Source organism: Microcystis sp. M20BS1 (assembly GCF_020245305.1).
Classification (GTDB): Bacteria; Cyanobacteriota; Cyanobacteriia; order Cyanobacteriales; family Microcystaceae; genus Microcystis; species Microcystis ichthyoblabe_A.
Genome location: NZ_JADBUZ010000020.1, coordinates 1 through 6,272, shown reverse-complemented (window position 1 = coordinate 6,272; position 6,272 = coordinate 1). Strand labels below are relative to the sequence as shown.

Here is a 6,272-nt window from a genome sequence, read left to right as displayed (position 1 = left end):
GAGCAAGTTTCTTTGTTCTATGTTAAGATGTTGGTGGCTCATTTTGGGTCTGATTTGTTTTTGTTAATGATCAGACAGTACCTGATGAGCCTTTCTTTGTCAACTCTTGAGGTTGATGCGTTTCATTTTTGAATTGGCGATTGATAGATCCTATGTAAGTTAAACTGATCACACAGAACCTAGAAGAGCCTGAAATTTTTGGCTGAGTTGGCGGCAGCTTGCCGCCAACTCACTCCTCTAGATAAGTATTTTGACTCACGCTCCTTCCTCTTTTAAGACGTTGTCACACTTAGGGTGCGGAATGTGGATTTATTTTTGCACAAATTCCCGAATGATCGATTGGAAACTTGGATATTAATTTAGCAAAACGACTTGACTCAGATGTATATATATGTTTGCACAAATTCCCGAACGCTCGATGCACTATTTGCGATGGGTTCTGACCATCGCTTGGTTAATTCTGATATTTTCTCTATTTTTTGACCCGATTTCGGCAAAATTAACCGATCCTAACAATCTTTCTAGTCCCCTGAGAGTGGATCCCGATCTGTGCATTAAAGTCCAGGGGGTTTGCCTACCCCAATCCTCCTATCAGTTAGGTGCGCCGATTTTTTGGGGAATAGTGGTTCCTAGTGGTGTTTTTATCTTATTAGTATTCGGTCACGAACTCTGGCGGCGTATCTGTCCTTTATCCTTTCTTTCTCAAATACCGCGTGCTTTGGGTAAACAGCGTCAGAAAAAACAGACCGATAAATCGGGAAAAGTCCGCTCTGAAATCTATAAAGTGCCGAAAAACTCTTGGTTAGCTCGGAATTATCTCTATCTACAATTAAGTCTGTTATTTTTGGGTTTATGCGGACGGATTCTTTTTTATAATTCCGATCGCTTAGTCTTGGGTAGCTTTTTAATCTTTACTATTCTAGCGGCGATCTTTGTGGGTTACTGGTATGGGGGCAAATCTTGGTGTAACTATTTCTGTCCCATGAGTCCAGTTGAAAGGATTTATGGTGAACCGAGGGGTTTGCTAAATAGTACCGCTCACGAAGACAGTCGCAGTGGGATTACTCAATCTATGTGTCGTATTGTCCGAGAAGATGGTAGCGAACAAAGTGCCTGTGTTGCCTGTCAAAGTCCCTGTATCGATATCGATGCGGAAAGATCCTATTGGGATGGGATTAATAACAGCGATCGCCAATGGCTTTATTACGGTTATTTTGGCTTAGTTTTTGGCTATTTTATCTATTATTATCTCTATGCTGGCAATTGGGACTATTATTTCTCTGGAGCTTGGGCGCACGACGAAAATCAGCTAGAATCTCTCTTTAAACCGGGTTTTTATCTTGCGGGTAATCAGATTCCGATTCCGAAGCTGGTAGCTGTTCCCTTAACTTTGGCAATCTGCACTTTTTTGGGTTATTTTCTCGGTAAAAAAGTTGAAAATGCCTATAAAGTCTATAGAATCCGTAAAAAGTCGCCCTTACCGACCGAAATTATCCGTCATCGAGTCTTTACTTTCGGAACTTTTCTGATTTTCAATTTCTTCTTTATTTTCGGTGGTCGTCCTTTTATTAATCTTTTGCCAAAATTTTGGCATTATTTCGCTAGTATTTTAGCGGCTGTTTTGAGTAGTTTATGGTTATATCGCACTTGGATAAGGGATCCGAGTCGTTACCAACGGGAAGGACTCGCAGGAAAATTGCGTAAACAGTTGCGTAAACTGAATCTCGATACGGCTAAATATCTCGATCGGCGATCGCTGGAAACTTTGGACGCAGATGAGGTGTATGTGTTGGCCAAGATACTGCCGGATTTCACGCACCAGAAGTGTTTAAAAGCCTATAAAGCCGTGTTAAAAGAGGCTTTGGAGGAGGGATATAGTGACTTCGGCCACAGCCTCGAAATCCTGCAACAAATGCGCTTAGAGTTGACGATTACTGAGGCAGAACATCAGGCGATTTTAACAGAGTTGGGTGTGGAATCGGCCGAACTTCTCGATCCAGAAAAGCAGTATAGTCGCGAGGATTGGTTACGTTTGCAGAGTTATCGCGATGCTTTGTTAGAAAGTTTGTTGGTGACATGGAAAAAAGACCCCGATCGCCAGGTGGGTTCGGAATTGCTGGAAGTGTTAACTGGTAAGAGTTCTAGGGAAGTGATCGAGCATTTATTGACGGAATTGCCAGTCGCAGGAAAGGAAACTGTCGAGTCTTTGCGTCGCCAGTACAGAGTTACCGGTCAGGAGGAGGAAACGATTCTCCATCGTCCTCCGGCCGATCAATTATGGCAAAATATCGCCCGCGCTTTTCAGGTTTTCGATCGTCTATCTTTTAGTAGTGACAGCGATCGTGAGCAACAGGAGAGGATTTTATTGGAAAGATTCCGTCTATTTGATAGTGATGGTTCGGGACAAATTAGCCTTGAGGAGTTAAAAGCTTGTCTTCAGGCGATCGAACCGGGGGTGACAGACAAGGAAATCGAAGCTATGTTACAGCAGGCCGATACTGGTCGCGATAATCAGATTAGTTTTCAGGAATTTCGCGATCTACTGCACCAATTCCACAAATAAACTGTCTGCAACTATTGCGTCGGTCATGAATTCCAAGACATTAGCGCAAGTCCCTAACATCTCGAACAGCAATTCTCATTTTGAAAGGATTTTGCGTTGTTTCAGCGATCTAGAGATTCGTTAAGAATTATTAACCCCTCTAGGTGCAAGGGTTTTAATGTCATGAAACCTTAAAATGAGAATTGCTGATAATATGCCATCTGGCTGGTCTGATTCTTCTACAGAGCGATTTTCTGGCTGGGATATTATTCCCACGCAAGTCCCTTATTGGTTGGCCAAGATCTGGTCATCGATCGCCAAGTCTATTTCTTGCCGATCGCGACCGGAAGCGAGATAATCATTCTGGAAGGAGTCTGTTAAACCACTGACGAGATCATATTCAGGCTGCCAGTTTAACTCCCGGGTAGCCTTATTAATATCAGCGTAGAAATGTTGAACCCGCAGGGGGAAAGGTTTCTTTTTGCCGAAGTCAAATTTTTTGGGGTTATAGTTAACAATCTCGATTTCCTCGGCATTTTTCCCCATGGCTGCCGCGCAAGCTTTTGCTAAACCGTTAAAAGTTACATAGCGATCGCCGGAAATATTATACACTTGACCGATAGCCTGAGAATTACCCAATACTGCGGCCATGGCTTGGGCCAGATCGGCAACGTGACCAAATTGGGTAAAATGTTCCCCATGACCAGGTATAGGAATAGGACGATTACGAACCAAACGGTCAAAAAACCAAGCTTCTAGGTCATTATAGTTGCGCGGTCCGTAGATATAGACTGGACGGATGGAAGTCCAGGGTAAACCCATCTCGCTTAAATAGTTTTCTGTCTCGTGTTTTCCCTTGTGGCGACTTTTGGGATCTAGTTTATCCCCTTCTTTGTGGGGCATTTGGTCGGATTTTAGATAAACCCCCGCCGAGCTAACATAGACAAAATGCCCAATTCTGTCTCTAAATATCTCGACGAGGGGCTGAGTATCACTTAATTCTCTGCCATTATTGTCGAAAATTGCCTCAAAACTCTCATTTTTAAGCTTTTCTTTCAGTTGCCCTGGGTCAGTGCGATCGCCATGAATCTGTCGTACTCCAGCAACCGGGGCGGGTTTATTGCCACGATTGAATAATACTACCTCATGACCCTGTTCTACTAACACTTTAGTCAGGGAAACGCCGATAAATCGGGTTCCACCCATAATTAAAATTTTCATAAGATGATGGCATAGATATCAAGGTTATATTATCCCTCGATCGGTGCAGTTTGTGGCTTGTTAGTTGTTGGGTTTTCGGGGCTATAATACTAAATCGGTTGAGGAGAGGCACTGTTGCGATAGGGACAATAGTTAATCAGTCTTTAATAACCGGATTTAGTCTGAATTGGCCAAGTTTCGCTAAAATGAAGGCAATTAGTCAACAGAGGAGGTCAAAATTATGACTTTAGCCAAGGTAAAAAATCTGTATGATCAAGATTTTGCTTTGTGGATAGAGAAAACGGTTAAGCAATTAAAATCTGGGGATTTATCTCAGGTTGATTTGGAGAATTTGATTGAGGAGGTGGAGTCTTTGGGAAGACGAGATAAAAGGGAACTTAAAAACCGTTTAATTACATTATTTGAACACGGTTTAAAACGGCGTTATCTTCCTTTGTCTGACTGTTATCGAGGTTGGGAAGTAACAATTAAACCCTGTCAATCGAAGTTAAAATATATCCTTAAAGATTCCCCTAGTTTATGCAGTTTTTTAACCGATATTTGTGATTATTGTTATCAGGAAGCGGTGGAGAATATGCGAATTAAATATGATGCTATTTTTCCCGATATTTCTCCTTTTTCTAAGGATATTGATAGTTTATTAAACCATAGGTTTTGAGAAAGTTAAACTCTGATGCTAAATCCGTTAAGCGCAATAAATAATCAGTCTTTAATAACCAGATTTAGTGTGATTTTCAAGAAATGAATTTAAGTTTAACAGGGGAAAAATTATGACTTTAGCCAAGGTAAAAAATCTGTATGATCAAGATTTTGCTTTGTGGATAGAGAAGACGGTTAAGCAATTAAAATCTGGGGATTTATCTCAGGTTGATTTGGAGAATTTGATTGAGGAGGTGGAATCTTTGGGGAAAAGTCAACGCAAAGCGGTCGATAATTTTTTAACTCGTTTATTAGAACATTTATTAAAACGTTGTTATGTGGTTCTTCCCGATTGTTATCGAGGGTGGGAAATTGAAATTAGAAATTTTCGCAAGGAGTTGAAGAAGGAATTTAAGTATTCTCCTAGTTTGAAAAGGTTTATGATAGAGATTTTAGAAGAATGTTATCGAGAAGCTTTAGAAGCGATGAAAGAGGATTATCCAGACTCTAATTTTCCCGATGTTTGTCCCTTTGCTGAGGATATTGATGGCTTATTAAATAATAAGTTTTGGCAGGATGAAAAATATGCTAACTCCTAATCTTTCGGAGGAATTGCCATCACTTGATTATTATTAACCACAACCAATTTACCGCCCAATTTTTCGATATTTTCCTTAGCTAACCTGCGGGTTTCTTCGTCTTGGCTACTTATCCAGACTAACATCCAAGCACCGACTCTAGGGGCGCGACTATCGGGATTAGTTTCTAAAAATTTTACTGTTCCCCTAGCGGATTTTTCGATAAATTCATTACCAGCAATTTTCGCCCAATCGGCGGCCATTTGATTAGATTTTTTTGCCGCAGTAATATCACCTAAAAATAATAGTTCATCCACTCCTTTATATAACCAAAGAAAATAGGCATCGGTGACATCAGGAGTGATTTTTGATAAACCTTTATTCATAATCTCAACGGTTCTTTCCGGTTTGCCAGCATTGACAGAAGAAGCCACGGACATCATCAAATAGGCGCGGACAAATTTTGGGTCATTTTTGGTGACAATCTCCATAAAATCGGGACTTAAACCGTAGCCAGTTTCCCTACGAGCATCCCCATCGCCATAATATTGAATAAACTGTAACATTGCCCAATTGGCTAACATATTATCAAAGCCAAAAGCTGGCATATTTTTCAATAACTCAACCTGAGCATTTTCTAGGCGAGATTCTTGACTATAATTTCTCTCTAATAATTTTTCTTTGGTCAAGGTTTTCACCTTTTCCTGTTGCATTTCCACCATAGCCATGATTAGTCCACCGATAACGGCGACTAAACCCAGAGTTTTAAGTAAGGATAGATTGAGAGATGTTTTTGCGCCTAGCATAAGTAAGTAGTCGTGCAAAATAAATTTCCTAGTGAAGAAAGGCAAAAGGCAAAAGGCAAAAGGCAAAAGGCAAAAGGCAAGAGGTGGTTAGATGTGTGTAATTAATTTTGCTTAGGTACTTAGCTGGTTATGATTAAATTAAAAATGGATTTTAGGGCTCTCCCAGCTTTGGTGGGTAAAATGTATTCTAAGATACATTTCTCCTAGCGAGGGGGTGGAACGAACCACAAAGACACAAAGGACACAAAGATCGATCGATCCTATGTCAATTAAACTTATCACACAGAACCTAGAAGAGCCATTTTAGGTTCGATCCCCCTTTGATCCCCCCTTAGTCCCCCCTTGATAAGGCTATCCATTAGTCACATCTTTCTTAACATAAAATTTGACAAAAAGAGAAAAGTGTGCAAGATGGCTCAAGGGGGTTCTATGGGGGGACTAATTTGATGAGATAGTTTCCAAGTCTGGCTGATATCATGTAACCTT

General features: G+C 40.8%; 5 protein-coding genes. 3 read left to right on the top strand and 2 right to left on the bottom strand.

Annotation, left to right across the window (positions count from 1 at the left end; all coding sequences use genetic code 11):
* The first annotated feature begins 391 nt into the window (after window positions 1–391).
* Window positions 392–2,563, top strand: a complete 2,172-nt coding sequence (locus IM507_RS02305; RefSeq protein WP_069474032.1) for an EF-hand domain-containing protein — start codon at window positions 392–394, stop codon at window positions 2,561–2,563.
* A 264-nt stretch (window positions 2,564–2,827) separates the two neighbouring features.
* Here the strand turns inward: IM507_RS02305 and IM507_RS02300 are convergent, their stop codons facing one another.
* Entirely contained in the window at window positions 2,828–3,763 is a 936-nt protein-coding gene (locus IM507_RS02300; RefSeq protein ID WP_016514465.1) for an NAD-dependent epimerase/dehydratase family protein, read from the bottom strand.
* A 220-nt stretch (window positions 3,764–3,983) separates the two neighbouring features.
* On the opposite strand from IM507_RS02300, the gene IM507_RS02295 reads away from it, so the two are divergent.
* Together IM507_RS02295 and IM507_RS02290 are read left to right on the top strand one after the other, a co-directional pair.
* Window positions 3,984–4,421 (top strand): DUF29 domain-containing protein, encoded by a 438-nt coding sequence (locus IM507_RS02295; protein WP_002735589.1) that lies wholly within the window; start codon window positions 3,984–3,986, stop codon window positions 4,419–4,421.
* Window positions 4,422–4,533: 112 nt separating this feature from the next.
* Complete coding sequence (locus IM507_RS02290) at window positions 4,534–5,001, top strand: DUF29 domain-containing protein (RefSeq protein WP_002736517.1); 468 nt, start codon at window positions 4,534–4,536, stop codon at window positions 4,999–5,001.
* Here the strand turns inward: IM507_RS02290 and IM507_RS02285 are convergent.
* A complete protein-coding gene (locus tag IM507_RS02285) occupies window positions 4,998–5,786 on the bottom strand; it encodes a hypothetical protein (protein WP_002736633.1) in 789 nt (262 codons plus the stop codon). The two genes, IM507_RS02290 and IM507_RS02285, sit on opposite strands and share 4 nt — an antisense overlap.
* Between the last annotated feature and the right edge of the window lie 486 nt (window positions 5,787–6,272).

Coding starts and splice junctions, on each gene's coding strand:
- IM507_RS02305 (WP_069474032.1), top strand. CDS start 392: ATGTTTGCACAAATTCCCGAACGCTCGATGCACTATTTGCGATGGGTT.
- IM507_RS02300 (WP_016514465.1), bottom strand. CDS start 3,763: ATGAAAATTTTAATTATGGGTGGAACCCGATTTATCGGCGTTTCCCTG.
- IM507_RS02295 (WP_002735589.1), top strand. CDS start 3,984: ATGACTTTAGCCAAGGTAAAAAATCTGTATGATCAAGATTTTGCTTTG.
- IM507_RS02290 (WP_002736517.1), top strand. CDS start 4,534: ATGACTTTAGCCAAGGTAAAAAATCTGTATGATCAAGATTTTGCTTTG.
- IM507_RS02285 (WP_002736633.1), bottom strand. CDS start 5,786: ATGCTAGGCGCAAAAACATCTCTCAATCTATCCTTACTTAAAACTCTG.